The sequence below is a fragment of the Micrococcaceae bacterium Sec5.1 genome (assembly GCA_039636795.1).
In the GTDB taxonomy this organism is placed as follows: Bacteria; Actinomycetota; Actinomycetes; order Actinomycetales; family Micrococcaceae; genus Arthrobacter.
This window is the reverse complement of record CP143430.1, coordinates 3,901,920-3,928,907: the sequence shown is the minus strand read 5'-3', so window position 1 is coordinate 3,928,907 and position 26,988 is coordinate 3,901,920. Positions and strand designations below refer to the sequence as shown.

General features: G+C 60.8%; 25 protein-coding genes. 19 read left to right on the top strand and 6 right to left on the bottom strand.

What is annotated here, in order from left to right; genetic code table 11:
• Nucleotides 1-30: 30 nt before the first annotated feature.
• The 6 genes from VUN82_17880 to VUN82_17855 all read left to right on the top strand — a co-directional run bounded on the left by VUN82_17880 (nucleotide 31) and on the right by VUN82_17855 (nucleotide 5,815).
• Complete coding sequence (locus tag VUN82_17880) at nucleotides 31-1,125, top strand: ATP-binding cassette domain-containing protein (GenBank protein XAS70945.1); 1,095 nt, start codon at nucleotides 31-33, stop codon at nucleotides 1,123-1,125.
• A complete protein-coding gene (locus VUN82_17875; protein ID XAS70944.1) occupies nucleotides 1,125-1,868 on the top strand; it encodes an ABC transporter permease in 744 nt (247 codons plus the stop codon). The genes VUN82_17880 and VUN82_17875 overlap by 1 nt, the downstream gene beginning before the upstream one ends.
• Nucleotides 1,865-2,611 (top strand): ABC transporter permease, encoded by a 747-nt coding sequence (locus VUN82_17870; GenBank protein ID XAS70943.1) that lies wholly within the window; start codon nucleotides 1,865-1,867, stop codon nucleotides 2,609-2,611. Before VUN82_17875 ends, VUN82_17870 begins: the two co-directional genes overlap by 4 nt.
• Nucleotides 2,608-3,567 carry an ABC transporter substrate-binding protein gene (locus tag VUN82_17865; GenBank protein XAS70942.1) on the top strand — a complete coding sequence of 320 codons (960 nt, stop codon included), beginning with the start codon at nucleotides 2,608-2,610 and terminating at the stop codon, nucleotides 3,565-3,567. Before VUN82_17870 ends, VUN82_17865 begins: the two co-directional genes overlap by 4 nt.
• A 120-nt stretch (nucleotides 3,568-3,687) precedes the next feature.
• A complete protein-coding gene (locus VUN82_17860) occupies nucleotides 3,688-4,908 on the top strand; it encodes a pyridoxal phosphate-dependent aminotransferase (protein XAS70941.1) in 1,221 nt (406 codons plus the stop codon).
• Nucleotides 4,909-4,960: 52 nt separating this feature from the next.
• Nucleotides 4,961-5,815, top strand: coding sequence for a polyphosphate kinase 2 family protein (locus tag VUN82_17855; GenBank protein XAS70940.1), 855 nt, complete (start codon nucleotides 4,961-4,963; stop codon nucleotides 5,813-5,815).
• A gap of 108 nt (nucleotides 5,816-5,923) precedes the next feature.
• On the opposite strand, the gene VUN82_17850 is transcribed toward VUN82_17855, so the two are convergent.
• Both VUN82_17850 and xseA read right to left on the bottom strand, forming a co-directional pair.
• A complete protein-coding gene (locus VUN82_17850) occupies nucleotides 5,924-6,181 on the bottom strand; it encodes an exodeoxyribonuclease VII small subunit (GenBank protein ID XAS70939.1) in 258 nt (85 codons plus the stop codon).
• A 69-nt stretch (nucleotides 6,182-6,250) separates the two neighbouring features.
• Complete coding sequence (gene xseA / locus VUN82_17845) at nucleotides 6,251-7,528, bottom strand: exodeoxyribonuclease VII large subunit (protein ID XAS70938.1); 1,278 nt, start codon at nucleotides 7,526-7,528, stop codon at nucleotides 6,251-6,253.
• Nucleotides 7,529-7,716: 188 nt separating this feature from the next.
• On the opposite strand from xseA, the gene VUN82_17840 reads away from it, so the two are divergent.
• Together VUN82_17840 and VUN82_17835 are read left to right on the top strand one after the other, a co-directional pair.
• Entirely contained in the window at nucleotides 7,717-8,589 is an 873-nt protein-coding gene (locus VUN82_17840; GenBank protein ID XAS70937.1) for a hypothetical protein, read from the top strand.
• Nucleotides 8,590-8,598: 9 nt separating this feature from the next.
• The gene (locus VUN82_17835) at nucleotides 8,599-9,684 is read left to right on the top strand and encodes a 4-hydroxy-3-methylbut-2-enyl diphosphate reductase (protein XAS70936.1); all 1,086 of its coding nucleotides are present in this window, start codon (nucleotides 8,599-8,601) and stop codon (nucleotides 9,682-9,684) included.
• A gap of 79 nt (nucleotides 9,685-9,763) precedes the next feature.
• Here VUN82_17835 and VUN82_17830 read toward each other — a convergent pair whose 3' ends face one another.
• Nucleotides 9,764-11,011 carry a DNA recombination protein RmuC gene (locus VUN82_17830; protein XAS70935.1) on the bottom strand — a complete coding sequence of 416 codons (1,248 nt, stop codon included), beginning with the start codon at nucleotides 11,009-11,011 and terminating at the stop codon, nucleotides 9,764-9,766.
• A gap of 110 nt (nucleotides 11,012-11,121) precedes the next feature.
• On the opposite strand from VUN82_17830, the gene ychF reads away from it, so the two are divergent.
• The 6 genes from ychF (at nucleotide 11,122) to VUN82_17800 (ending at nucleotide 18,714) form a co-directional block, all read left to right on the top strand.
• Entirely contained in the window at nucleotides 11,122-12,207 is a 1,086-nt protein-coding gene (gene ychF, locus VUN82_17825) for a redox-regulated ATPase YchF (GenBank protein XAS70934.1), read from the top strand.
• 133 nt (nucleotides 12,208-12,340) lie between these two features.
• Nucleotides 12,341-12,853: a DUF1877 family protein gene (locus VUN82_17820; GenBank protein XAS70933.1), complete on the top strand. Its 513-nt coding sequence runs from the start codon at nucleotides 12,341-12,343 to the stop codon at nucleotides 12,851-12,853.
• 470 nt (nucleotides 12,854-13,323) lie between these two features.
• The gene (locus tag VUN82_17815) at nucleotides 13,324-15,006 is read left to right on the top strand and encodes an ABC transporter substrate-binding protein (protein ID XAS70932.1); all 1,683 of its coding nucleotides are present in this window, start codon (nucleotides 13,324-13,326) and stop codon (nucleotides 15,004-15,006) included.
• 124 nt (nucleotides 15,007-15,130) lie between these two features.
• Nucleotides 15,131-16,060, top strand: coding sequence for an ABC transporter permease (locus VUN82_17810; protein ID XAS70931.1), 930 nt, complete (start codon nucleotides 15,131-15,133; stop codon nucleotides 16,058-16,060).
• Complete coding sequence (locus VUN82_17805; GenBank protein XAS70930.1) at nucleotides 16,050-16,994, top strand: ABC transporter permease; 945 nt, start codon at nucleotides 16,050-16,052, stop codon at nucleotides 16,992-16,994. The genes VUN82_17810 and VUN82_17805 overlap by 11 nt, the downstream gene beginning before the upstream one ends.
• Nucleotides 16,995-17,004: 10 nt before the next feature.
• On the top strand, nucleotides 17,005-18,714 hold the full coding sequence (locus VUN82_17800) for an ABC transporter ATP-binding protein (GenBank protein XAS70929.1): 1,710 nt from the start codon (nucleotides 17,005-17,007) through the stop codon (nucleotides 18,712-18,714).
• Between the two features lie 173 nt (nucleotides 18,715-18,887).
• On the opposite strand, the gene VUN82_17795 is transcribed toward VUN82_17800, so the two are convergent.
• Nucleotides 18,888-19,739, bottom strand: a complete 852-nt coding sequence (locus VUN82_17795; GenBank protein XAS70928.1) for an SGNH/GDSL hydrolase family protein — start codon at nucleotides 19,737-19,739, stop codon at nucleotides 18,888-18,890.
• 282 nt (nucleotides 19,740-20,021) lie between these two features.
• On the opposite strand from VUN82_17795, the gene typA reads away from it, so the two are divergent.
• Complete coding sequence (gene typA, locus VUN82_17790) at nucleotides 20,022-21,938, top strand: translational GTPase TypA (GenBank protein ID XAS70927.1); 1,917 nt, start codon at nucleotides 20,022-20,024, stop codon at nucleotides 21,936-21,938.
• A gap of 33 nt (nucleotides 21,939-21,971) precedes the next feature.
• The gene (locus VUN82_17785; GenBank protein XAS70926.1) at nucleotides 21,972-22,361 is read left to right on the top strand and encodes a hypothetical protein; all 390 of its coding nucleotides are present in this window, start codon (nucleotides 21,972-21,974) and stop codon (nucleotides 22,359-22,361) included.
• A gap of 27 nt (nucleotides 22,362-22,388) precedes the next feature.
• Here the strand turns inward: VUN82_17785 and VUN82_17780 are convergent, their stop codons facing one another.
• The gene (locus VUN82_17780) at nucleotides 22,389-22,619 is read right to left on the bottom strand and encodes a hypothetical protein (GenBank protein ID XAS70925.1); all 231 of its coding nucleotides are present in this window, start codon (nucleotides 22,617-22,619) and stop codon (nucleotides 22,389-22,391) included.
• Nucleotides 22,620-22,755: 136 nt separating this feature from the next.
• Here VUN82_17780 and fdxA point away from each other — a divergent pair, with 136 nt between their 5' ends.
• From fdxA to VUN82_17765, 3 genes are all read left to right on the top strand, one after another.
• Nucleotides 22,756-23,082, top strand: coding sequence for a ferredoxin (gene fdxA, locus VUN82_17775; GenBank protein ID XAS70924.1), 327 nt, complete (start codon nucleotides 22,756-22,758; stop codon nucleotides 23,080-23,082).
• A gap of 14 nt (nucleotides 23,083-23,096) precedes the next feature.
• Nucleotides 23,097-24,245, top strand: coding sequence for a succinyldiaminopimelate transaminase (gene dapC / locus VUN82_17770; protein ID XAS70923.1), 1,149 nt, complete (start codon nucleotides 23,097-23,099; stop codon nucleotides 24,243-24,245).
• A 232-nt stretch (nucleotides 24,246-24,477) separates the two neighbouring features.
• Nucleotides 24,478-25,761: a citrate synthase gene (locus VUN82_17765; GenBank protein ID XAS70922.1), complete on the top strand. Its 1,284-nt coding sequence runs from the start codon at nucleotides 24,478-24,480 to the stop codon at nucleotides 25,759-25,761.
• Nucleotides 25,762-25,911: 150 nt separating this feature from the next.
• Here the strand turns inward: VUN82_17765 and galE are convergent, their stop codons facing one another.
• Complete coding sequence (galE, locus tag VUN82_17760; GenBank protein XAS70921.1) at nucleotides 25,912-26,928, bottom strand: UDP-glucose 4-epimerase GalE; 1,017 nt, start codon at nucleotides 26,926-26,928, stop codon at nucleotides 25,912-25,914.
• Nucleotides 26,929-26,988 lie beyond the last annotated feature (60 nt).

The window sequence follows — 26,988 nt, the reverse complement described above, 5'->3', positions numbered from 1 at the left end:
GAAGATCGTCCGCCGAAGATAGGCCCGGGTATGGCTGAAGCCATGATTGAGTTCCAGAGCGTGACCAAGCGATACCAAGGCGGCCAGCCGGCCGTCGACAACCTGACCATGTCCATCGACAAGGGAGCCATCACCGTCCTCGTCGGTCCCTCGGGCTGTGGCAAGACGACTTCCCTGCGCATGATCAACCGCATGGTGGAGCCGAGTTCGGGCACCATAACGGTGGCAGGCAAGGATGTCTCCACAGTGCCGGCAGCGCAGCTTCGCCGCTCCATGGGCTATGTCATGCAGTCCTCCGGGCTGCTCCCGCACCGGTCCGTTCTGGATAACATCGCCACGGTTCCGCGGCTCAACGGCGTCTCCAAAGCGGACGCGCGCAAACGTGCCGCAGAACTCCTCGACGTCGTTGGGCTGGCTTCGGTGCTCGGCAAGCGGTATCCCTCGCAACTGTCCGGCGGTCAGCAGCAGCGCGTAGGAGTGGCACGCGCGCTCGCAGCCGATCCACCCGTGCTTCTGATGGACGAGCCCTTCAGCGCCGTGGACCCGGTGGTTCGCGATGAACTCCAGCAGGAACTCCTGCGCCTGCAGCGCGAGCTGGCTAAAACCATCGTGTTTGTCACGCATGATATTGACGAGGCCACGGTGCTGGGCGACAAGGTGGCGGTTTTTGCTGTTGGCGGCAAGCTTGCCCAATATGCCGCCCCGGAAGAGATCCTCCGGGCACCGGCCAACGATTTCGTTGCCTCCTTCGTGGGCAGGGACCGTGGTTTCCGCCACCTTGCCTTCGACGTCGCAGACTCCGTGAAGCTCCACTCTGTAACCATGGTGGGACCAACCGAGGGGCAAAACGCCGGACGCCGGACGGGGGAGTGGGCGCTGGTGGTGGACGACGAATCACGTCCCCTCGGATGGTCCTCACCGCGCGACGGTGCCGGCCTGATCCCCGGTGGTTCACTCTTCCACAAGGGAGACACCTTGCGCCGGGCCCTAGATGCAGCGTTGTCATCGCCGTCGGGCCTGGGCGTGGCAGTGGACGACGACGGCAGGGTGGCCGGTGTCTTGAAGGCGTCGGAAGTCCTTGCCCTGATTGAGGAAGTCCGCCGCCACAGGGAGGACGCCACCTGATGGAGTGGTTCCTGGCGAACATTGGCATGGTGTTCGGCTTGTCCGGCCAGCACCTTGTGCTCGCACTCGTTCCGATGCTTCTTGGGCTGCTGATCTCAATTCCGTTGGCGCAGCTTGCCCGGCGCAACAGCACCTCGAGGTCTGTAGTGGCTACGGCTACGTCCTTGCTGTACACCATCCCGTCCCTGGCGCTCTTCATCATCCTGCCCACCATCCTGGGCACACGCATCCTCGATCCCCTCAACGTCGTGGTCGCATTGACGATCTATGCGGTGGCCTTGCTGGTTCGTGCTGCCATGGATGCGTTTGACTCGGTTGACGACGATCTCCGAAATGCTGCCGTAGCCATGGGATTCAAGCCCTCGGCCCGGTTCTTCCAGGTGGACCTCCCGCTGTCCCTGCCGGTTCTTTTTGCCGGGCTCCGCGTGGTCTCGGTCAGTAACATCTCGCTGGTCAGCGTTGCGGCCCTGCTGGGAGTCGGCAATCTTGGAATCCTGTTTACCGATGGCTTGCAGAGGACCTTCGTTACCGAAGTTGTGGTTGGCATCATCGCCATACTTGTCCTTGCCTTGATCATGGATGCAGTCCTGGTGGTGCTGGAGCGCCTCCTGACTCCGTGGACACGTGCGGCAGCTGGCGGAAGGACCGACCGCAGGAACGGCACGGCTTTGCTCACTGAGCCGAAGGCCGGACCGTCCTTGCCCCATGCCCCAGTGCGGCCGGACCCGGGTGCATCGGCATGAGCAACGTTTTTACGGACACCATCGGCTGGCTGACGAACCCCATTCACTGGACGGGGAGCGGCGGCATTCCCGCCCGGCTGGCAGAGCACCTGCAGTACAGCGGGCTGGTGCTCCTCATTGCTGCGGCTATTGCAGTGCCTGTGGGACTCTACATTGGCCACACAGGACGAGGCAGGGTGATTGCGGTGGCCCTCGCCGGTGCCCTGCGGGCCCTGCCTACCCTGGGTCTATTGGTCCTCTTTGCCTTGTTGGCGGGCAGCGGTTTGATGCCGCCGGTGTGGGCGCTGGTCATCCTCACGGTTCCACCGTTGCTTGCCGGGACGTACGCGGGTATCTCCAGCGTGGATGCCGCAGTGGTGGACGGCGCCCGGGCCATGGGCATGACTGAGCTTCAGATCCTGTTCCGCGTTGAGCTGCCCAACGGCCTCCAAGTGATGTTCGGTGGCATTCGGACGGCTGTTCTGCAAGTGATTGCCACAGTTTCGGTAGTCGCCTACTTGCCGCTGGGTGGCCTGGGACGGTATTTATTCGATGGGCTTGTCCTGCAGGACTTTCCGCGGATGCTTGGTGGATCGCTCCTGATCGCTGCCCTTGCCATTGCGGTGGACCTCGTTCTGGCCGCCTTACAGAGGCTGGTTCTCTCGCCCGGCCTCACCCTCGACTCAAGCGGACGCCATACGGCGGCCGACGATCTCACAGCCCCAGCTCCCGCCGCGGCTGCCGTTCAAGGAGGTACACCATGAAAAATCCCGTTCCCATGACCCTTACGCGCCGTGGACTCGGCGGCCTCGCGGCTGGCGTCGGTATGGCCCTCGCCTTGAGCGCGTGCGGCGGCAGCCCTTTGGCCACTCCATCCACTTCTGCTTCCGGCGGATCCAGCGGATCCAGCGGTCCGCTTGTTGTTGGATCGGCCGACTTTCCAGAGAGCCAGGTGATTGGCGAGATCTACGCGGGCGCGTTGAACGCGGCCGGCGTTACGGCCACTACCAAGCCGAACATCGGCTCGCGCGAGATCTACTTCAAGGCTGTCCAGGATGGGTCCGTGGACCTGGTCCCGGACTACTCCGGCAACCTGCTGTCCTTCGTTGATCCAGAGGCCACGGAGGTCTCGGCTGAGGACGTCTTCAAGGCGCTCCCTGGCAAGCTTCCGGACGGTTTGGCGGTACTGGACGCTTCCAAGGCAGAGGACAAGGACGCCATGGTGGTAACCAAGGCCACAGCCGAGAAGTATCAGTTGAAGTCCATCGAGGACCTGGCCAAGGTGTGCAAGGACTTGACCATGGCTGCCCCGGCCACGTTCGAGACCCGCTCGTACGGATTCCCGGGGTTGAAGAAGAATTACAACTGCGAGCTCAAGGGCCTGCAGCCATTCAGCGACGGCGGCGGTAACCTGACGCTCCAGGCGTTGCTGGAGGATAAGGTCCAGGTGGCTGACATCTACACCACCACACCCTCGATCGCCGACAACGACCTCGTGGTCCTGGAAGATCCCAAAAACAACTTCAAGGCCCAGCAAGTATTGCCGCTCTACAACAAGGCCAAAATGACGGACAAGGCCAAGGACGCACTCAACAACGTGTCCAAGATCCTGACCACCGATGATCTCGTGGACCTGAACCGCGCAGTCAGCGGCGACCAAAAGCAGAGCCCCAAGGATGCCGCAGCCGCATGGCTGAAAGACAAGGGCATCGTTAAGTAGCGATCGACGCAAACCGCGTACGACGGCGGTGACGGACCCGTGCGGGGCTGTCACCGCCGTCGTCGTATCTGTGAGTTAAGTCTCAACTGAAGTCCATCCCCGGTGTGGCATATTTGAGGAATGGCGAATTTCAAGCAGTCCACCAAGCTTCATAATGTCCTTTACGACATCCGTGGACCGATTCTTCAGGCCGCCCAGCAGATGGAGGCGGAGGGTCACCGGATCCTCAAACTGAACATCGGAAACCCGGCTCCCTTTGGCTTTGAAGCGCCCGACGCCATTTTGGTGGACATGATCCGCCACCTGCCCAATGCCCAGGGCTACAGCGATTCCCGCGGCATTTTCTCCGCCCGGACCGCTGTATCCCAGTATTACCAAACCCGCGGAATCCAGAACATCCACGTTGATGACATCTACCTCGGCAACGGGGTCAGCGAACTCATCACCATGTCGCTCATGGCCCTCCTTGAAGATGGCGACGAGGTCCTGATTCCCACCCCGGACTACCCCCTGTGGACGGCTTCCGTTGCCTTGGCGGGGGGTCGCCCCGTGCACTACCTCTGTGATGAGGAGTCGGGGTGGCAACCTGATCTCGAGGACCTCGAATCCAAGATCACGCCCCGAACCAAGGGCATCGTGGTCATCAATCCGAACAACCCCACGGGCGCCGTCTACCCCGAGGACACGCTCAAACAGATCGTTGCTTTGGCCGAAAAGCACGGCCTGGTCCTCTTTGCCGATGAAATCTACGAGAAAATCCTTTACGAAGACGCTGTCCACGTAAACCTTGCCGGACTGACTGGGGACGACGTCCTGTGCTTGACGTTCAGTGGACTGTCCAAGGCCTACCGTGTTTGCGGCTACCGCGCTGGCTGGATGGCCATTTCCGGTCCGAAGAAGGATGCTGCCGATTACCTTGAAGGCATCAACCTGCTGGCCAATATGCGCCTATGCGCCAACGTCCCGGCACAGCACGCCATACAAACAGCGCTTGGCGGCTACCAGAGCATCAACGATCTCATCCTGCCCGGTGGCAGGCTCCTGGAGCAGCGCAACAAAGCGTACGATCTCCTGAACGCGATCCCCGGTGTCAGCACGCAGCAAGCCAGGGGCGCCCTCTACCTTTTCCCCAAACTGGATCCAGAGGTTTACCACATCCGGGATGATGAGAAATTCGTCCTGGACCTGCTGAAGGAACAGAAGATCCTGGTCTCCCACGGGCGTGCCTTCAACTGGGTGCGGCCGGACCACTTCCGGATGGTGACGCTGCCCAACGTCAAGGATATTGAAGAGGCAATTGGCCGCATGGCGGACTTCCTGTCGAGGTACCCGGGGAACTAGCCTGAGGTCCATGGCCGCGTCATGAGGTCGCGTCCAGGCAGAAAGGCAAGCCATGTCCGTCGCAGTTGAGTTCGCCAAGAGTCCAGCCGATGAACTGAGGGTTGGGCCCGGTTTTTCCTTGGCCAGCGTGGATCCCAAGGCCACGCCGGGCTTTGTCGGCGCAAAGGCCGACGGCAAGTCCTTGCTGGCTGCTCAGGACGCCAGGCTCGCTGAACTGCAGGAGAAGCTTTTCGCGGAGGGTAAGTTCGGCAGCAATAAGCGGCTGCTGCTGATTCTTCAGGCCATGGACACGGCCGGCAAGGGCGGGATCGTCAGCCACGTCGTGGGCGCCATGGATCCACAGGGCGTGCAGTTGACGGCATTCAAAGCACCCACTGACGAGGAAAAGTCGCACGACTTTCTATGGCGCATCGAGAAAGAGGCGCCAGCCGCTGGAATGGTGGGAGTCTTCGACCGCTCCCACTACGAGGACGTCCTGATCCACCGAGTCCATGCATGGGCGGACGCCAGGGAATTGGAACGGCGCTATGCCGCTATCAATGATTTCGAATCCAGGCTGGTCCAGCAGGGAACCACCATCGTCAAGGTCATGCTCAACATCAGCCAGGACGAGCAAAAGAAGCGTCTTCTCGCGCGGCTTGATGATCCCAGCAAGCACTGGAAGTACAACCGGGGTGATCTCGCGGAGCGGGCGTTCTGGGATGACTACATGGATGCTTACAACACGGCCTTTGAGAAGACGTCCACGGACATCGCCCCCTGGCACGTTATTCCGGCAAACAAGAAGTGGTACGCGCGGATCGCAGTCCAGCAGCTGCTTTTGGACGCCCTGGAGGGCTTGTCCCTGGAGTGGCCGAAGGCGGATTTCGACGTCGCTACTGAACGTGCGCTTGTGGAGGAATCCTGAACGGCAGAGCTGTCGTTTTCGTCGGGTGAGCTGGTTGCCCGGAGGCGGGTAGCTCCGGAGCCGGTTGATCCCAGAGCCGGCTTGTCTGTGTCGTCTAGTCTGGGCCGTCTAGTCTGTGCTGGCGGCAGCTCCGCCGTCGTTGGTTGCGTCCCTGGCTGTTGCCAGCCGTTTACGGGCGCCCTCAAGCCAGTCCTCGCAACGTTTTGCCAACGCCTCGCCCCGCTCCCACAGCGCCAGCGATTCCTCAAGGCTGGCTCCGCCTGCTTCCAACCGGCTGACCACCGCAACAAGTTGTTCTCGGGCTTCCTCGTAACTGAGGGAATCCAAGGACTCCGGTGAAGGTGCTGCGGGATTGTTCTCTGTCATGGTGGTCCTTCGCGTTCGATGGTGAGTGTTTGTGCCGTGCAGTGTTTGTGCCGTGCAGCTGCCGTGAAATCAGCGCTCGACGAGTTGTGCTTTTCCGGTGGACACAGCCCTGAAGCGGCCTTCGGCGACACGGATGGCCAGCGGCGTGCCGTCCGGAGTTTGCGCCGGGCTACTGACCACTGTGTGTCCGGCTTGGTCTTCACCGACGATCTGGACGACCGCGTAGCCCCGGTCCAAGGTCTTTTGTGGAGACAACGCGCGCACCTGGGCACGCAGGTGATGGACCTGGTCAAGCGCGCGGACCACGGCTGTGCTGACGGCAGCATGCGACCTTCGCTGAAGACGGGTGATGTCCTCTGAGCGGACTGCAACGATAGTGTCCGGCGTTGCCAGGACCGGCCGCGACCTTAAGGCGTGGAGCCTGTCCGTCTCCCTGTCCACCATCCTGCCAATGCTCCGGCGAAGATGGTCCCGGGCCTGGCGGACCATGGCCAGTTCCTCAGTGACATCAGGAACGATGCGTTTAGCGGCGTCGGTGGGTGTGGAAGCCCTCAGGTCAGCTACGTCGTCCAGGATGGGACGGTCAGCTTCGTGGCCAATGGCGCTGACCACCGGCGTTGTTGCCGCGGCCACAGCCCTGATCAAGTCTTCATTGCTGAAGGGCAGAAGATCTTCCAAAGCGCCGCCACCCCTGGCCAGGACAATGACGTCCACGTGTGGATCGGCATCCAATGAACGGAGCGCGGCAATGATCTGTGCAACGGCCGTATTGCCCTGGACAGCTACCTCGCGAACGTCGAACTCAACGGCTGGCCAGCGCAGTGCCGCATTGCGGAGGACGTCCTTTTTGGCATCCGAATCCCGCCCTGTGATGAGCCCAATCCGGTGGGGGAGCAAGGGCAACTTTCGTTTGCGGGAGTCGGCGAACAGGCCTTCCGCGGCAAGAGCCTGACGCAGCCGCTCGATCCTGGCCAGGAGATCACCCAGGCCCACGGGCCGGATGTCTTTGACGGACATATTCAGGCGTCCGGTCTTGACCCAGAAGTCGGCCTTGACCAGGGCGACCACCCGGGAACCACGTTCCAGGGGTATCTTCTGGCGATCGAGGACCGTGGACCATACGGATGCCGGCAGGGAAATCTCAGCATCGACGTCCCGGAGTGTCAGGAAGGCGTTCCCGCCACGGCGGTTGAGTTCGATGACCTGACCTTCGATCCACGCCGCGGGAGCGCGCTCGATGTGGGCCTTTAGCTTCCTGGACAGCAACTGCAGGGGCCAAGGGTTATCCGGGCTGGTCTCCGCAGCGGTACCTGGCAGCGTCGATTCCGGGGTCGCGTCAGCTGCCATGGGTTATCCGTGCGTTTACCTGCATGTGTATGTGTCCTCGCTAGCTGTGCGGCCGTGGTTGTGGCCAATCGGTCCCTGGGCCGGCCTTCCAACTCTATCCGTAGCTTTAGCAGTGAAGCCCGACATTTTTTCTATCCTGTGGACAGACCTAGGATGGTGGCACTGGCCCCTTACCCCGAGGATGACTTTTGCGCAGTTTCATTTCCGCGGTGGCAGTGGTCCTCGCCTTGATGCTCACGGCCGTCGCAGTTCCGGCCGCTTGGGCGGACGTCAACGTGGTCAAGGAGGACGGCTTCGTCCACCTGGCCGGCGCGTTGGGCAAGGATCCCGAGTTCCAGAGCCGACTTGGTACAGCCGCAGTGGGGAACTTCGAGTCCTCCGTAAATCTTCCGGAACCACTCAAATCAGTGGCCGCGGATGCCCTCAGGGAAGCTGCTTCCGGAATGCAGTCATGGCCTGAATATCCCAAAGCTTGGGAAGAAACGGCCAGGAACAGTCATCGGTTGAACTTCGAAGGCGGGAAGCAGGCGGAGGAGACGGTATCCCATACAGCCCTGCTCCTGGACATTGGCCCACTCATCAGGCTTATCCGCGACCGGTTGTCCTCCGCCAGCGGGCTACGGATCGAGGTCCCGGCGGAAAGTTTGGTGACCATGGGCGAACCATCGCAGAAGCAACTCGTTGAGCGCGTGGCCGCCTTCGCACCCCTCTGGTGGCTCGCAGCGCTGGGTGCCGTCGTGTCGGTCCTGTTGGCCCTCGCTGCAGCGCGTCGCCGCTCCATCGTGATGGTCGCCCTCGGACTCGGCGGCTTGGTGCTTGTGGCGATGTGGTCCGCGATGGTGGATCTGGCGGGCGGACTCATGGGAAGCCTCTCCAGTGGCAACGGTGTTGCAGAACTGTTCAAGCAGGAGTTCTTTTCGGCGGTCCGGACAGGCTTCGGTGAGTGGATCGTCATCGCTGCTGTGGTGTCCGGTGCAGTCTTGGCATTGGGTGTCATCGGCTGGATCCTGTCCGCGAGACGGCCGTCACCTTCTGCCAGCGGGCCGGGGCCGGGCCGGTAGCATGGAGGGATGACCAGCACAGCAGTTTCCATTCCGATGCCCACGGTGCCCCGCAGACGGCGATCACCGGAAGAGGTTCAGGCGGCGGCGCCGGTTACTGGACCCAAGAAGGTTCTGCTGGCAGCTCCCCGGGGCTATTGTGCCGGCGTGGACAGGGCTGTCATTGCTGTTGAGAAAGCCCTGGAACACTACGGACCTCCCGTTTATGTCCGCAAGCAGATCGTCCACAACGTGCACGTCGTCAGCTCCCTCGAGGAGCAAGGCGCCATTTTCGTCGAAGAAACGGATGAGGTCCCTGAAGGCGCCCTGGTGATCTTCTCGGCACATGGCGTGTCTCCTGCTGTAGTCCAGTCCGCCGAAGACCGCGGTCTTCGCACCATTGACGCTACCTGCCCCCTTGTCACCAAGGTCCACCGTGAAGCTGTGCGCTTCGCCAAGGAGGACTACGACATCCTGCTCATCGGCCATGAGGGCCACGAGGAAGTCGAAGGAACAGCCGGCGAGGCCCCTGAGCACATCCAGATCATCAACGGCCCGCACGAGGTAGACAAAGTCACCGTGCGGAATCCCGAGAAGACCATCTGGCTCTCGCAGACCACCCTGAGTGTGGACGAGACCATGGAGACCGTCCGCCTGCTCAAGGACCGGTTCCCCACGTTGCAGGATCCGCCCAGCGACGATATCTGCTATGCCACAACCAACCGCCAAGTGGCCATCAAGAAGATCGCTCCGCAGGCTGATCTGGTCATTGTGGTGGGTTCGGCGAACTCGTCCAATTCAGTGCGCCTCGTTGAAGTGGCACTTGAGTACGGGGCGCGGACCTCATACCGCGTGGATTTCGCGAACGAGGTGGATGAAAGCTGGTTCGAGGGCGTCGCCACGGTGGGCGTGACCTCCGGAGCTTCCGTCCCCGAAGTGCTCGTTCAGGACGTCCTCCGGCTTTTGGCGGACTACGGCTATGGCGAAGTCCAGGAAGTAGTCACGGCCGAGGAAGACCTTCTCTTCTCTTTGCCGAAGGAGCTGCGGGCCACCCTGAAGGAGGCTGGCGACGTGAGCCGGGCCCTTGGCGGCCGCGGGAACCGTCCCACGTCCTAGACGTATTTATCCTCGATGGATTTAGCAGGCCCGCTATAGCAGCCTCCCCTTGGGAAGCTGTGACAGCGGGCCTGTCCTTTTAAGCCGCAGACTCCTCTTGGGCTGCTGAATCCTGGGAGTCCAGGGCGAGCAGCTCGGGGGCAGCCAAGGCCCGGGGGACTGCTTCCACGGACATGGGTGTGGCGAGTCCGGCGTCGTCCATGGTGTTGAGTTTGCGCGCCGTGGGGAGAACACGAGCTTCCAGTGTGCCGACCATCGCGTTATAGCGGTCCACGGACGTCTTCAGCGAACTTCCGAGCTTCCCGACGTTCTCGCCGAGCGTGCCCATCCGTTCGTAGAGCTGCTTGGCCAGTTCGAAGAGTTCGTGGGCGCTGTCCGTCAGGACATCCTGCCGCCACGTGAAGGCGACGGACTTGAGGACCGCCAGCAGTGTTCCCGGAGAGGCCAGGACGACGTTCCGGGAAAGGGCGTACTCCAACAAAGCGGTATCGGCTTCAAGGGCTGAAGCCAAAATTGACTCCGCGGGGAGAAAGCAGATAACGAGCTCCGGGGAGTTGCCCGGAATGTCCCAGTATTTCTTGGCTGCGAGGGCATCGATGTGGGCTTTGAGGGCCTTGGCGTGCTGTGCCAGGAGCGTCTTGGAATCGTGGTTGGCCGTCGGCGCGATAGATTCACCCATCGAGCCTTCACCGTGCACCTGTTCCTGCGCCGCCAAATAGGAAGCCAACGGGACCTTGGCATCCACAACTAGTTGCTTGCCGCCCGGCAATTGGACCACAAGGTCCGGACGCAGCGTGTTCTCGCTGCGGCCGGAGTGCACTTGCTCGTGGAAGTCCACGTGACGGAGCATCCCGGAGGCCTCGACAACCCTGCGCAACTGAACTTCGCCCCATTGACCACGGGCGCTGTTGGAACGTAGTGCCGAAGCAAGGGCATGTGTGGAACGCAGAAGCTGTTCGTCGGAGAGCCTGGCGTCCTGAAGTTGCTGTGCCAGCTGACCATATTGCTCCACCCGGTCGCGTTCCAGGAGCGAGACCTGCTGCTGTACCGCCGTGAGCTTCTCGGCCACGGGTCCCAAGGCCCGCAGCACGCTGCCGTCTGAGGTCCTTGATTCACTCAGCTCCCGGTTCTGTACGAACAGAAGCCGGCGTTCGGCGTCGGCTGCTGCGAGCTGGGCAGTTACCTCCGAAAGGCGCGACGAAACGGCGTCGAAGTCCTCCTCCAACCCGGCCGTCCGGCGTCGAAAGACCACATATGCACTGCCGAGTCCCACCGCCGCTCCGATCAGCAGCATGAGCAATGCCAAAACAAATCCAAATCCATCCATGTGGCAACCCTGTCACAGGGGTCCGACAGTTTTAGCGCAGGGCAGTCGCCGGCGTTGGCTTCAGGAGCGAACAAGCAGGGCCATCGCGGCAACGGGTAGAATAAATGCTCGTGGCTCTTACTATTGGCATCGTCGGACTGCCCAACGTCGGCAAATCAACTCTTTTCAACGCACTGACTCGCAACCAGGTGCTTGCTGCGAACTATCCGTTCGCAACGATCGAACCGAACGTCGGTGTCGTTAACCTGCCGGATCCCCGTCTGGCCAAGCTGGCGGAGATCTTCGGTTCCCAGAAGTTGCTTCCCGCTCCTGTGTCCTTTGTGGACATCGCCGGCATCGTCAAGGGTGCCTCCGAGGGCGAAGGCCTGGGCAACAAGTTCCTGGCCAACATCCGCGAGGCAGAGGCCATCGCTCAGGTTGTTCGGGTCTTTGACGATCCTGATGTCATCCACGTCGACGGCAAGGTTGATCCGCGCTCCGACATGGAGACCATCAACACCGAGCTGATCCTGGCAGACCTCCAGACCATCGAAAACGCGATCCCGCGTATCGAAAAAGAAGTCAAGATCAAGAAGCGCGATGCTGCGGAACTCGCTGCCATTAAGGCTGCCCAGGCTGTGCTGGAACGCGGCGACACCATCTTCTCTTCGATCAAGAGCGACAAGTTGGAGATGGGGCACCTCAAGGAGCTCGGACTGCTCACGGCAAAGCCCTTTATCTACGTCTTCAACGCCGATGAAGGCATTCTCGGTGACCAGGAAAAGCAGGACGAGTTGCGTGCCCTCGTCGCTCCCGCAGATGCCGTATTCCTCGACGCCAAACTCGAATCCGACCTCGTTGAACTGGACGAGGAAGAAGCCCGCGAAATGCTGGAAATGAACGGCCAGAGCGAATCCGGCCTTGACCAGTTGGCACGCGTTGGTTTCCACACCCTCGGCCTGCAGACGTACCTCACGGCTGGCCCCAAGGAAACCCGGGCCTGGACCATTCGCCAGGGCGACACCGCACCCCAGGCCGCCGGCGTGATCCACTCCGACTTCCAGCGCGGCTTCATCAAGGCTGAGGTTGTCTCCTTCGAGGACCTCATCGACGCCGGTTCCATGGCTGAGGCAAAGTCCCGCGGCAAGGTCCGCATCGAAGGCAAAGAGTACGTCATGGCCGACGGCGACGTGGTGGAGTTCCGCTTCAACGTCTAGGTGTAGGCAGCCAAGCGGGCTACCCATTGTGCCCGATCCACTTCAACCCGCCGATAACATGGCTATTTCATGAGTTGTCCACATAACGTCACGGCCTCCTCGCTGCAGGCGGCGCCCTGGCGATACTTGGAGAATGGGAATCAGATACTACGCATATGCCTTCGACGGCGCCATCACTGACCAGGTGCTGTCCGACCCGTACAGTGTTGTGTCGGGGGATCCGTTAGCTGATGCTTGGGGTCTTGAACCGGGGGCTGGGGTCAGTAGTACCACCTTCGAGCAATCGGTGCCTGAGCGCGACATGCTCTACCTGGACAAGGCGTGGCGGCAACTGCAGGCCTTCACTGCCCCTTTGGGGTCTGTAGTGGTGGCGAGACCTGCGTTTCGTATGTTTGAAGGAAGTGTGACTATGCATGACGACGGTTGGGAGCCGTGGGTGCAGGCACTGACTCCGTCCGATGTGGTGGCTATTGCTCAGGACTTGAACATTATCTCTGAGGCTGAGTTAAGTCTGCGGCTGCCGGTTTCGCCGCACATCGATAGGGCCTCTGACGTCCAGTATGCCGTTGGCTATCTTCGACGGGCGCGGGTTTTCGTCACCAATCTCGCGGACGCGGGCCGCGGCATGGTCTACCTGATCGGGTAGGGAACAATGCTGGCTCTACCGCTGATTGCGGAAAGTGTATGGATCTGGGCAGCCGGCCGGAACGTAAAGGCGGTGACCCGTGGAGTTCCTCCTTGTTCGCAACGCCTGGCGTGCGTACTGCAGTCTGATCAGTCGGCGGGTTTGCGCCAGACGCTCGACTGGCCCAAGAACCCCGGTTCGGCTGAGCCTTCAGCCTCAACCGGGGTTCTTTTTTTGCCCAAAAACAGGCTTGTCCTGCTGTCAGACAGCGAATATTACCACCCAGTAGCTTTTGACTTGAAATTCCCGCCAGTTTGGGCATCTGGAGGTTGCGGAACGGTTACAGTTTGGCCAGCGAGTCCCAACATCTGGACACAATGTGGGTAGGCTTACACACACATGTAGGCAACGTCACAGTAGGAATCCTGTGTCTGCGCCTGGGGGTCATTACAAATTTCCCCTGATCAACTCCACGACTCATAGGAGGCGGAATGCGTTTCTCGCGCACTTCCAAAGCTCTAGGCGTAGCGGCGATAATCGCCCTCGCAGTGACCGGTTGCGGCGGCGGCTCCGGCAGCAACACGAACAGCTCTGCCGCAAGCGACCCCAACAAGGTCATTTCCGCATACAGCAACGAACCACAGAACCCGCTGCTCCCCGCCAACACCAATGAGGTGTACGGTGGCCGCGTCGTCGAACTCCTTTTCGAGGGCCTTCGTGCCTACGACTCCAACGGAAAGCCGGTCAACGCTCTGGCGGAGTCGATCGAGACCACGGATTCGCAGAACTGGACCATCAAGGTTAAGTCGGGTGCCAAGTTCACCAATGGTGAGGCCATTACAGCCAAGACGTTCGTTGATTCCTGGAACTTCGCGGCGTTGAGCACCAACCTCCAGAACAACGGCTTCTTCTTCGAATCCATCGAGGGTTACGCCGATGTCAGCGCCGTCAACCAAACCACGGGCGCTGATGGCAAGAAGACCTCCACTCCCGCCCCCACCGCGCAGACAATGTCCGGTCTGGCAGCCAAGGACGATCAGACCATCACGGTGAAGCTGGCCCAGCCTGAGGCTGACTGGTCGCTGCGCCTGGGCTACTCCGCCTTCTACCCGCTTCCTTCAGAGGCCCTGAAGGACCCGAAGAAGTTTGGTGAAAACCCGATCGGCAACGGCCCCTACAAGTTCGCGAAGGAAGGCGCTTGGGTACATGACCAGTCGATCTCCCTCGTCAAGAATCCTGATTACAGTGGTCCGCGTGCTGCCAAGAATGGTGGCGTAACCTTCAAGTTCTACACCGATCCGGGCCCCGCATACACGGATCTCCAGGCTGACAACCTCGACGTCACGGACGTAGTCCCGTCGAATGCCCTGAAGACCTACACGACGGACTTCCCGGACCGGAACTCAACTCGGCCGAACGCCAATAACTCCACCCTGAACATCCCGGGCTACAACCCGAACTTCCAGGGTGAAGCCGGTAAGTTGCGTCGCCAGGCCTTGTCCCACGCGATCAACCGTGAAGAAATCACCAAGGTCATCTACAACGGCACGCGTACCCCGGCCACCGAATTCACGGCTCCCGTTCTGGATGGTTACAACGACCACATCCCGGGCAATGACGTCCTGAAGTTCGACGTTCAGAAGGCCAAGGATCTTTGGGCGCAGGCTGAGAAGATCAAGCCGTATGACGGTTCAAAGCCGCTGCAGATCGCTTCCAACACCGATGGTGGCAACAAGGAATGGATCGACGCCGTCGCAAACGGTTTCAAGAACAACCTCGGCATCAACGCTGAAATCCAGCCGTTCGCCAAGTTCGCTGAAGTACTGGACCTGCGCAAGTCCCAGTCCCTCCCGGGCCTGACGCGTGCTGGCTGGCAGGGCGACTACCCGTCGCTCTACAACTTCCTCGGACCGGTTTGGGCCACCAACGCATCGTCGAACTACGAGAAGTACTCGAACCCTGAGTTCGACAAGCTCCTCAAGGAAGGCCTTGCTGCCAAGACCCCTGAAGACGCAAACGCCAAGTTCAACAAGGCGCAGGAAATCCTGTTCCAGGATCTCCCAGGCCTGCCCCTTTGGTACAGGGCAACTCCGATCGTGTGGAGCAACAACGTTGTCTCAGCTGAAACCGGTTGGAACGGCGGCATCCGCTACTTCGATATCGCGGCCAAGTAGTCCTCAGGATCTGAACTTGCCGTAAGGCATGGGGGCCCGGCCAGTGCGCCGGGCCCCTAATGCTTGCCTCGGCAGGAAGGCAAACATGACACACCAACACTCGACCCATGGAGAGGGGTGAATCGTGGTTCGCTACATTTTGCGTAGGCTCCTCCAAGTGATTCCCGTCTTCATCGGGACCACACTCCTCGTGTACTACATGGTCTTCGCACTACCCGGAGATCCGATCGCTGCCCTCTTCGGCGATCGCCAGCCTCCGCAGAGTGTCATTGACGCCCTGCGGGCCCAATACAATCTGGATCAACCGTTCTGGGTGCAGTACGGGATCTTCCTGAAGAACCTGTTTACTTTCAACCTCGGAGTCGACTTCACCCAGCAACCCATCGCTGCTGCTCTGGCCCGGGCATTCCCCGTTACCGCGATGCTCGCCGTTGAAGCGCTCATCATCCAGGCCGTCTTTGGCATTGCTTTTGGCGTCTTCGCCGGCCTTCGAAAGGGAAAGCTCTTCGACTCCACCGTGCTCATTATGTCGCTGGTTGTGATTGCCGTACCTACCTTCGTCCTCGGGTTCGTCTTCCAATTGGTATTTGGCGTCCAGCTCGGCTGGGCCAAGCCGACAGTTGGCGCCAATGCGGACTGGGGAAACCTCATACTCCCGGCCGTGGTTTTGGGGCTGGTCTCCTTCGCATATGTCCTTCGGCTGACCAGAGCGTCTGTCAGCGAGAACATGAACGCGGACTACGTGCGTACTGCCACGGCCAAGGGCCTCTCGCGTCCCCGGGTGGTCATGGCCCATATCTTGAGGAACTCGCTGATCCCTGTTGTGACCTATCTGGGCGCAAACCTGGGCGGCCTGATGGGAGGGGCCATCGTCACCGAAGGCATCTTCAACGTCCCCGGAGTTGGGAACAAACTCTTCCAAGCCATTCAGCGCAGCGAGGGTCCCACCATTGTTGCGATCGTGAGTGTCCTGGTCTTGGTTTTCGTCGTGACCAACCTCCTGGTTGACCTCCTGTACGCCTGGCTTGACCCGAGGATCCGCTATGACCAGTAATACCGAACACTTCGTTGCCCCTGTCGATGAAACCCCGCTGCTAGCCACTGACGCCGTCAAGACGGATCAGGCACCCCTGAGCCTATGGGCCGATGCGTGGCGAAAGCTGCGCCGCCGTCCCATGTTCATCGTCTCCTCGCTGCTGATCCTGTTGTTGCTGACGGTTGCCCTCTTCCCGGGGCTGTTTACCAGCGTGGCGCCCAACAACGACTGCCAGTTGGCCAACTCTGAGGCGGGCCCAACTTCAGGACACCCGCTAGGTTTCACGCTGCAAGGCTGTGACGTCTATTCCCGGGTTGTCCACGGCACGCAAGCTTCGTTGTCTGTCGGCATCCTGTCCGTCCTCGCAGTGATCATCATCGGCGTGACTCTCGGCGCCCTGGCTGGCTACTACGGTGGCTGGTTGGATGCGGTCCTGGCCCGACTCGGTGACATTTTCTTTGCCTTGCCGATCATTCTCGGTGCCCTGGTCATCACTCAGTTGCCGCTGTTCCGCGAGAACAGGAGCGTTTGGACGGTCGTCCTGACGATATCCTTGCTGGCCTGGCCGCAAATGGCCCGTATTACCAGAGGCGCAGTGATTGAGGTGCGCAACGCGGACTTCGTTACAGCGGCCCGGTCTCTTGGTGTTTCCAAGTTTGGGGCGTTGGTCAAGCACGCCTTGCCAAATGCCCTGGCTCCGGTAATTGTTCTGGCCACGCTGGAACTTGGCGTGTTCATCGTCCTGGAAGCGACATTGTCCTTCCTTGGCGTGGGCCTGCCTACCAGCGTGATGTCGTGGGGTAACGATATTTCAGCGGCCAATGCCTCTATTCGAACCAACCCCGGAATCCTGCTCTATCCGGCAGCCGCCCTGTCCATCACCGTCCTGAGCTTCATCATGCTTGGCGACGCCGTTCGCGATGCTCTTGATCCCAAGAGCCGTCAGCGCTAAGGAGGCGAACATGGCTTCTGCCAACGTACGAATCAACGAAGTCACCTCACAGGTACGGCCAATCTTGGAAATCAAGGATCTGGCCATCACCTTCAAGACCGGCTCGGGTGAAGTGAAGGCCGTCAAAAACGCCCACTTGACCATCATGCCCGGCGAAACCGTCGCGATCGTGGGGGAGTCCGGTTCAGGAAAGTCGACGACGGCCCTGGCTGCCATTGGCTTGTTGCCGAACAATGGACGCGTCTCAGGGGGGCAGATTCTGCTGGACGGCGAGGACATCTCGCATGCGCCGGAACGACGCATGATTGAACTCCGCGGCAGCCACATCGGTATGGTTCCCCAGGACCCGATGTCCAACCTCAATCCCGTGTGGAAGATCGGCTACCAGGTTCGCGAGACCCTCAAGGCCAATGGTCGTCCGGACGGGCCCGAAGACGTTGCCCGGGTTTTGGCGGAGGCGGGTCTTCCCGATGCTGCGCGGCGAGCCAAGCAGTATCCGCACGAGTTCTCCGGCGGTATGCGCCAGCGGGCTCTTATCGCTATCGGTCTGAGTTGCCAGCCCAAGCTCCTGATCGCGGATGAGCCTACGTCTGCATTGGACGTTACCGTCCAGCGCAAGATCCTGGATCACTTGGACAAAATGACTACGGAGCTCGGTACATCGGTGCTGCTCATCACCCACGACCTCGGCCTTGCTGCCGAGCGCGCGGACAAGGTAGTCGTTATGTACCAGGGCAACGTTGTGGAGGCGGGTCCTTCACTGGAACTGCTGCAGAACCCGCAGCACCCCTACACAAAGCGACTCGTGGAATCGGCGCCCTCGCTCGCCTCCCGCCGCATTCAGGTGGCGAAGGAGCTGGGCGTGGAAGCCAGCGACCTCTTGGCGCCTGTCACGGCAATTAAGAAGCACGCAACCGACGAGGTCCTGCAGATCCGAAACCTGCGCAAGATCTACAAGCTCCGGCAGGGCCTGGGCCAGACCTCAGACTTCGCTGCAGTGGACGACATCAGCTTCGACGTCAAGCGCGGAACCACTACGGCGATTGTGGGGGAGTCGGGTTCGGGTAAATCCACCGTGGCCAAAATGGTCCTCCAACTTGAGAAGCCTACCGAGGGCCAGATTGTATTCGACGGCGTCGATACTGCTGGACTCAAAGGCAAGGACCTCTTCAAGTTCCGGCGGCGGGTGCAGCCGATTTTCCAGGATCCTTACGGCTCCCTGGATCCCATGTACAACATCTTCCGGACCATCGAAGAGCCTCTCCGCGTGCACAAGATCGGAAATGGGGCAAGCCGCGAAAAGAAGGTATGCGAGCTGTTGGACCAGGTGGCTTTGCCACAGTCCATGATGCAGAGGTATCCGAACGAGCTTTCAGGTGGCCAGCGACAACGCATTGCGATTGCCCGTGCCTTGGCCTTGGATCCTGAAGTGATCATCTGTGATGAGGCCGTTTCCGCCTTGGACGTACTCGTCCAGGCGCAGGTGCTGAACCTTCTCGCAGACCTTCAGGACAATCTTGGTCTGACGTACTTGTTCATCACGCACGACCTCGCCGTTGTGCGCCAGATTGCAGACCACGTCTGCGTCATGGAAAAGGGCCAGCTTGTAGAAACGGGCAGCACGGATGACGTCTTCGACAACCCGCGCGAGGCCTACACGCAGGCACTGTTGGATGCCATTCCTGGCGGTTCGCTGCTGCTGCCGCCCGCGGTGGCCTGACCGACGTCGTACTCTCTGCTGACGAGACAACAGCAGCCGAGGAGACAAAAGCAAGAGCCGGTGGTTCCCACGAGAGGGAACCACCGGCTCTTGCCGTTAAATCACTCGTTGTTAGGCCTGCTCTGCATCCCAAATCACCCGCAAAAGGCGCAAAGCAAGCCCCGAAACAGCATCTATTCGGGTGAAACGGACGGGTCGGTGTCGGGGCGTGCCGTCAGACCAAGTGCCGTGAGTTCGCGCGCCAGAACGCTGCCCAACTTCGCGTGCCCGGATGGCTTGAGGTGGACGCCGTCCTGGAGATCGGCAACGGCATCGTAGCGGGTGAGCCAGTCGCCCGCGCTGACAAACGGGATCGCTTGCTTGGCGGCGATCCGGCCAAGGAGTGCGTCCACCTCGGAACGGCGGCCGCCACCGTTGTCGGCTCCGCGTGCCAACGTCCCGATCATTGCCAGTCGGGCACCCGGATAGCGCTTCTTGAGCGCACCGAGGAGCCGGTCGGCGTTACTCGTGATCTGGGCGTCAGTGGCCTTTTGGGAGGCGTCATTGCCACCACCCTGGACCACGATCAGTGGCGGATCTCCGTAAGGCAGCAGCCAGTCCCCACGCTGGAGCGCGTCGATGTAATTGCCTGTCTTGCCGTTGGAAGCTACGAATCCCGTGCCACCCATGCCCACAACGTGCAATTTGTACCCAAGCGCCGAGATTCCCCTTTGCGGCCATGAGTCCTTCGGCATGGCCTGGGAATCGCCAATCAACACCGCGGTGTGGCGCACATCGGCGAGGACCACTTCGTCGCGGTTGTTCGCCGGATTCCTGTAGAGGGAGCCCACTGGCAGGTCAAGGGGGCTCGGAGCAGGCGCCACCCTAAGGGGTTTGTCCGCCGCTGAAGTCTCCGCGGGAACTGGCGCGGCTGAGCGCGAGGGCGTGGATTGTGGGGTTGCTTGGTTTGGTCCGCAGCCGACCACAAGAACGCCAACGGCGATCAAGGGTGCGAGCAGGCGGAACGCGGCCGAGGCTTTGCGCATCGTTGGTCTCCGTGTGGCACTGGTTCTGCAGCAATCATGGGGCACTGGAAGCAGAAAATCCAGCATCTTGACTGCCGGTTACTAAAGCGTGATGTGCTGTGATGGGCGCCACAATCGGGCAGTAAATGGCTTGCTTTTTAGGCTGATAAATGCAACTGCGTTTAGACTTGCTGTAGGTGCCCTGTGTCCCGGGGTCTTTTTCGTTGTGTGTTCCGATCACGTGATCAGGTATGCGCGCGGATACAAACAACTGACTTCACCACTGAAACGAGTCATAAACGCATGTCTGAAACCATCACCAACACTGCGTCGCGGAGCGATCTGCGCAACGTCGCGATCGTCGCACACGTTGACCACGGTAAGACCACCCTGGTCGACGCCATGCTCAAGCAGACCAACTCCTTCGCTTCCCACGGTGAGGTTGAGGACCGCGTCATGGACTCCGGTGACCTGGAGCGCGAAAAGGGCATCACGATCCTCGCCAAGAACACCACGGTTGCCTACAATGGCCCGTCGTCCAACGGCGAAACCATCACCATCAACGTCATCGACACCCCCGGCCACGCCGACTTCGGTGGCGAGGTTGAGCGCGGTCTTTCCATGGTCGACGGCGTTGTCCTGCTGGTCGACTCCTCTGAAGGCCCGCTGCCCCAGACCCGCTTCGTGCTCCGCAAGGCCCTTGCTGCGCACCTCCCGGTGATCCTCCTGGTCAACAAGACGGACCGTCCCGACGCCCGCATCGATGAAGTTGTCCACGAGTCCATGGACCTGCTCCTGGGCCTGGCTTCGGACCTTGCCGACGAAGTTCCGGACCTGGACCTGGACAAGGTCCTGGAAGTTCCGGTCGTCTACGCTGCTGCCAAGGTTGGCCGCGCCTCCTTGGACCAGCCGGACAACGGCTCCGCCCCGGACAACGAGGACCTTGAGCCCCTTTTCAAGACCATCATCGAGCACATCCCCGCTCCCACCTACAACCCGGATGGCGTGCTTCAAGCGCACGTGACCAACCTGGACGCTTCGCCGTTCCTTGGCCGCCTCGCCCTGCTCCGCATCTACAACGGCACACTCCGCAAGGGCCAGACGGTTGCCTGGGCCCGTGCCAACGGTGAACTCAAGAACGTCAAGATCACTGAACTCCTGGCCACCAAGGCACTGACCCGCGTTCCTACCGAGTCGGCCGGGCCGGGTGAAATCGTTGCCGTTGCAGGTATCGAGGAAATCACCATCGGTGAAACCCTTACGGACGCCGAGAACCCACAGCCGCTGCCGTTGATCACCGTGGATGACCCCGCGATCTCCATGACCATCGGTATCAACACCTCGCCGCTGGCCGGCAGGGTCAAGGGAGCCAAGGTCACCGCCCGCCAGGTGAAGGACCGCCTGGACAAGGAACTGATCGGTAACGTCTCCATCAAGGTTCTGCCCACCGAGCGTCCGGACGCTTGGGAAGTACAGGGCCGTGGCGAGCTCGCCCTGGCAATCCTCGTTGAGCAGATGCGTCGCGAAGGCTTCGAGCTGACCGTTGGCAAGCCGCAGGTAGTCACCAAGACCATCGACGGCAAGATCCACGAGCCGATGGAACACATGACCATCGACGTGCCCGAAGAGTACCTCGGTGCCGTAACGCAGCTCATGGCCGCCCGCAAGGGCCGCATGACCAACATGGCCAACCACGGCACCGGCTGGTGCCGCATGGAATTCATCGTTCCTGCCCGTGGCCTCATCGGCTTCCGCACCAAGTTCCTCACCGACACCCGTGGTGCCGGTATCGCGGCTTCCATCTCCGAAGGCTACGAGCCGTGGGCCGGTCCCATCGAATACCGCACCAACGGTTCGATGGTTGCCGACCGTGCCGGTGTCGTCACCCCGTTCGCCATGATCAACCTGCAGGAGCGCGGTTCCTTCTTCGTGAAGCCCACCTCCGAGGTTTACGAAGGCATGATCGTGGGCGAGAACTCACGCGCCGACGACATGGACGTCAACATCACCAAGGAAAAGAAGCTCACCAACATGCGTGCAGCTTCCTCGGACACCTTCGAGAACCTGACGCCGCCGCGCGACCTGACCCTCGAAGAGTCCCTCGAATTCGCGCGTGAAGACGAGTGCGTTGAGGTGACGCCGGAAGACATCCGTATCCGCAAGCTCATCCTCGATTCCAACGAGCGTGCCAAGGCCAACCGCGCCCGCGCAAAGGCCTAGTCCGGCCCGGTTGAATCCGGCTGGAACAGCAGAATGAACAAGGGAGTCGCCAGTATGGCCCGTGGCATCGCCGCGGCCGTGCTGGCGGCTCTTTTGGTTGCTGCGGCAGGAACGGCACTCCACCGGCAGAGCATGGTGATCTCCGGCGTCGACGTCGCCTGGGGTGTCTGCGCCGCGCTGCTGCTGCTTGCGTCGGTACAGTTGTGGCTGGCAGCTTGGTCGGGTTCAGTTATCCCGACGGCGGTAGCAGGCGTGGTGGTTTATGCCACCGTCGGTGCATTGTCGTCAGGGGGACGCGACAAACAGTTGTTGCTAGGTGACGCCGCGGGCAACATCTGGGTTTATGGCATAGCTGCAGTCACGTTGATCATGCTTGTTGTTGCCAGCCGTCTGGTGAAGCGATGGCGGACAGCTGTTCAGTAGGTAGTGTCCCGCACACAGCTGCCAGCGCTACTGGCGCCGGGACGGTGGTGGGGGAACTTCTTTCGCTGCGATGACCAGCGCAAGTGGAATTTGGACGTCGGACGTTCGCGTTCGTACGGTGCAGCTGCTTTCTGTGGTGGTCACCAGATACCCCAGCGCATCGGTCAGGCCGTCTTGGATCCTGTAGCGGACCACGACCCGAATGCCCGGCTGGGCTTTGAGCAGAAATTGTCGAGGTGGCAAATGCGGGGGAGTCACCGTTTCATACTAAGACGCGGGCTAGGTTGGCGTCATAGCACTGTTGGATAATAGGGTCAGAAGTTGAGTGTCCGGCATGCTGCCGGCCGTATTACCCCGGCTATTGGCCGGGACAAACCGTGGAGAGGTCTGGGACGTGACGTACGTAATCGCGCAGCCGTGTGTAGATGTCAAGGACAAGGCATGTATCGAAGAATGCCCTGTTGACTGCATTTACGAAGGTGAGCGTTCCCTCTACATCCACCCGGATGAATGCGTTGACTGTGGTGCTTGCGAACCCGTATGCCCTGTTGAGGCCATCTACTATGAGGATGACACTCCGGAAGAGTGGGCTGACTACTACAAGGCCAACGTCGAATTCTTTGACGATCTTGGTTCCCCGGGCGGCGCTGCGAAGATCGGCAACACCGGCAAGGACCACCCGTTCATTGCCGCACTGCCCCCGCAGAACCAAGACCACTAAGGGCGGTTGCTTCCTTGATTTCCGCGGCACCGGCCTTTGGCCTTAACCTGCCCGACTACCCGTGGGAGGCCATGGCACCGTATGTGGCCACAGCCGCCAAGCATCCCGGGGGTGCCGTTAACCTCTCGATCGGAACCCCGGTTGACCCCACTCCAGGGCTGATCCGCGACGCATTGGCTGCGGCGTCGGACGCCCACGGCTACCCGACTGTGCATGGCACCGAAGCCTTGAGGCAGGCCGTCGTGGACTGGTTTGCGACCCGCCGCGGAGTCCCCAACCTGGATCCAAAGGACGTTATGCCCACGGTGGGCTCCAAGGAGCTCGTCGCCTGGTTGCCTTTCCTGCTGGGCCTTGGCAACGGGGACATCGTAGTCAGGCCTACCGTTGCCTACCCCACGTACGACATCGGCGCGATGCTGGCGGGAGCTACCGCCGTAGCGGCGGATAGCCTGGACCAACTGGATGCCGCTACTCGTGCAAGGGTTCGCTTGGTCTGGATCAACTCGCCGGGCAATCCCACGGGCAGTGTCCGGAGCGTGGAATCTCTACAACAGATCGTCAACCAGGCGCGCGAAATCGGCGCCGTAGTGGCCTCCGACGAATGCTACGCCGAGCTTGGCTGGGGTGAGTGGGATGTCCAGCGTGGGGGAGAATCTGTCCCGAGCATCCTGGACCCGCGGGTTTCCGGTGGTTCCACGGATGGCCTCCTTTGCGTCTATTCCCTGAGCAAGCAGTCCAACCTCGCTGGCTATCGGGCTGCTTTCGTAGCTGGCGATTCCGCGATTATGGCCAACCTTGTTAACAGCCGAAAGCACGCGGGAATGATCGTGCCCTACCCGGTGCAAGAGGCGATGCGCGTCGCTTTGGGCGATTCGAACCACGTGCTTGCCCAAAAGGACCTCTACCGCGGGCGGCGCGAGAGAATCGTCCCGGCACTTGAGAAGTTCGGATTGCAGATCCATGACTCCAACGCCGGCCTTTATCTATGGTCTACCGCCGGTGAAGCTACGTGGGACACGGTTGCCCGGTTCGCTGAGCTGGGGATCGTCGTAGGACCCGGTGTTTTCTACGGTGATGCCGGCAATGGCTTCATCCGGGTGGCACTGACGGGCAGCGATGAACGCATTGACGCGGCCGTGGAGAGGTTAAGCTCAGGGTCATAACAATGCTGTGACTTGTGCCACAAGTCGCGTCATTCCGCCAGTAACCGGACGGAACGGATTAGTTCCGGAGGGTTACTGGCGGTAGCTTTTTAACTGACTATCAATGGTGGCCTTCAATAAGAAAGCACTGCGGTCGTTGGAGCCCTGCAACAGTGGGGCCGAAGACGATGTCACCAGAAGTTGGTTGGACAAGCGTTCTATAGAGGCCCAGAGGCCTCATGAAGGGGACTCCATGACTGAGACCACCAGCGCGACACTGCGCCATGCCGGCGGCGAACTTGAACTGCCGCGCATCCAGGTTGTAGAAGGAAACGAAGGTTATGACGTTTCCAAGCTGCTGAAGCAGACGGGCGCCGTTGCCTATGACCCCGGCTTCATGAACACAGCGGCCACCACCTCGGCTATCACGTACATCGACGGCGACGCAGGCATCCTGCGGTACCGCGGGTACCCGATCGAGCAACTCGCCCAGCACTCGAGCTTCCTTGAAGTTTCCTACCTGCTGATCTACGGCAACCTTCCCACCCCCACTGAGCTGGAAGCTTTCGATCAGCGCATCCGCCACCACACGCTCCTGCACGAGGAACTGAAGGGCTTCTTCGGCGGATTCCCGCGGGATGCCCACCCCATGCCGGTGCTTTCCTCGGCCGTTTCGGCGTTGTCCACGTTCTATCAGGACTCGCTGGATCCCTTCAACGCGGAGCACGTGGAAGTTTCCACCATCCGCCTCATGGCCAAGCTGCCCGTTATTGCCGCTTACGCCCACAAGAAGTCCATCGGCCAGCCGATGCTCTACCCGGACAACTCCATGAACCTCGTGGAAAACTTCCTGCGGTTGAGCTTTGGCCTCCCGGCCGAGCAGTACGAGCTGGATCCGATTGTGGTCAAGGCCCTGGACCTGCTGCTCATCCTGCACGCTGACCACGAGCAGAACTGTTCCACCTCCACTGTCCGCTTGGTGGGTTCCTCCAATGCAAACCTCTTCGCGTCAGTTTCTGCCGGCATCAACGCCCTCTTTGGCCCCGCACACGGCGGCGCCAATGAGGCCGTGCTGAAGATGCTGCGCCAGATCCAGGCGGACGGCATCAAGCCCGAGGACTACATGGAGAAGGTCAAGAACAAGGAAGACGGCGTCCGCCTCATGGGCTTCGGGCACCGTGTCTACAAGAACTACGATCCCCGTGCCAAGATCATCAAGGCAACGGCCCACGAGGTCCTGGGCAAGCTCGGCGGCAACGACGAACTGCTGGACATCGCAATGCGCCTTGAAGAGAAGGCCCTGGCTGATGACTACTTCATCCAGCGCAAGCTGTACCCGAACGTGGACTTCTACACCGGCCTGATCTACAAGGCGATGGGTTTCCCGGAGAAGATGTTCACCGTCCTCTTCGCCATTGGCCGCCTCCCGGGCTGGATTGCCCAGTGGCGCGAAATGATCAACGATCCCCAGACCAAGATCGGCCGCCCGCGGCAGCTCTACACAGGGGAGCCGGAGCGCAACTACCCGGCCAACTGATACGGCAACAGCGTCAATCACGACGGCGGCCGCCCACCTCGCGCGAGGTGGGTGGCCGCCGTCGTTAATTCAGTCGGTAATAGAGCAACGCGGGGTCACTTGTGGCCCATAAAGCAGGCCGACATGGGCCCGAAGTGACCCCGCGTTGCTTTAGGAAGCGTTGTACCCGTACGGGTTGTTCTTCTGCCAGCGCCAGTGGTCCTCGCACATCTGGTCCACAGTCTTCGTGGTGGACCATCCGAGGTCTGCGAGGGCGGAAGAGGCGTCGGCCCAGAAAGCGGGAAGGTCGCCAGCGCGGCGGCCCGTGATTTCGTAGGGCAGCTCGTGTCCGACGGCCTTTTCGAAGGACCGCAGTACCTCCAGCACGGACGATCCCTTGCCAGAACCAAGGTTCCAGCGACGGACGCCAGCGCGGTCAGCAATGAAGTTCAGTGCCGCCACGTGACCTTCAGCAAGATCCACGACGTGGATGTAGTCGCGCTGGGCCGTTCCATCAGGGGTGTCATAGTCACCACCGAAAACCATGAGCTTCTCGCGGCGTCCCACGGCAACCTGTGCGATGAATGGGACAAGGTTGTTGGGAATGCCTTGAGGGTCCTCGCCGATGCGTCCGGACGGGTGGGCGCCAACCGGGTTGAAGTAGCGCAGCAGTGCAATGTGCCAGCGGTCGTCCGCATTGCCCAGGTCCGAGAGGATGTCCTCGATCTGTTCCTTGGTGCGGCCGTACGGGTTGTTGGCACCGATTTCCATCTTCTCGATGTACGGGATGGGATTGTGCTCGCCATATACGGTCGCGGAAGAGCTGAACACAATGGAACGGACGTCGTGCTTGTCCATGGCGCGGAGCAGGTTCAGCGTGCCCACAATGTTGTTGTAGTAGTACGCCAATGGCTCCTGAACGGATTCGCCCACGGCCTTTAATCCTGCGAAGTGGATCACGGCGTCGATCTGATGCTGGTCGAATACAGCCTCGACGGCGGGCTCGTCTACCAGGTCAACCTTGTGGAAGGCTGCAGTCTTGCCAGTGAGCTCGGAAACCCTCCGCAGGGACTCTTCGCTGGAGTTCACGAGGTTATCGAGCACGACGACCTCATGGCCGGCTTCCTGGAGGGACAGAACGGTGTGCGAACCGATGTAGCCGGTGCCACCCGTGACAAGAATTTTCATGATGTCTACGCTATCGGAAATCGGAGCCACGCCGCTCAGTGTTGAGCGGTGTTGAAGCAC